The following is a 744-nucleotide window of genomic DNA, read 5'->3' on the forward strand; positions in this document are numbered from 1 at the left end:
CCTATATATGTCTTGGCATGCAAGTTGCATTGATAAATAAGTATAAATCGAAAATGGAAAAATATGAAGATTTGTTACTAAGAGGAGGGATAAATGGTGCGAAAAACAGTAACTCAACCATGGAAGCAATGGTATGAAGAAAAAATGAAGTTCTTACAGCTACCGGAAATATCCGTCTATACACTACTTGATAAAACAGCCAAAAAGTTTCCTGATCATACAGCCATTATTTTTGAAGACAATTTAATAGACTATAAAAATCTGAAATTGCAGGTAGACAAACTTGCAGGAAAATGGAAAGAGTTGGGTTTCGTGAAAGGAGAACGAATTGGTCTGATGATGGCCAATCATCCTTATTTTATTGTCAGTTATTACGCTGCTCAGGCGCTTGGGCTTATTGTTGTACAGCTGAATCCAATGTATAAACCGAGAGAACTATTGCAAATTTTAATAGACTCAAATGCTAAATATATTGTGTTTGATCAAACTGCTGCGAATACAGTTGAAGAAACGAAAGGGATATATGACTTTGTAACTTGCATTAATACAGATGACGAGCAAAATGACTCTCATTCTCTTCGTTCAATGATTGAATTTGGAGAAGCAATTAAAACGCCTGAATGTATAAATCCCTRTGAAGATACTGCTGTTATTCAATACACCGGTGGTACCACTGGGAAGATGAAGGGGGTTATGCTTACTCATTATAACTTGACCTCCAACGTCGTACAGAGCTTTGAAATG

General features: G+C 35.9%; 1 protein-coding gene. It reads left to right on the forward strand.

The window, feature by feature from the left end:
• Window positions 1-93: 93 nt before the first annotated feature.
• Window positions 94-744: AMP-binding protein (locus tag AC1DUW_RS31325; RefSeq protein ID WP_477644511.1), on the forward strand; the 651-nt coding region annotated here is incomplete at its 3' end.

It is taken from the genome of Peribacillus sp. P4_C12 (assembly GCF_056402095.1).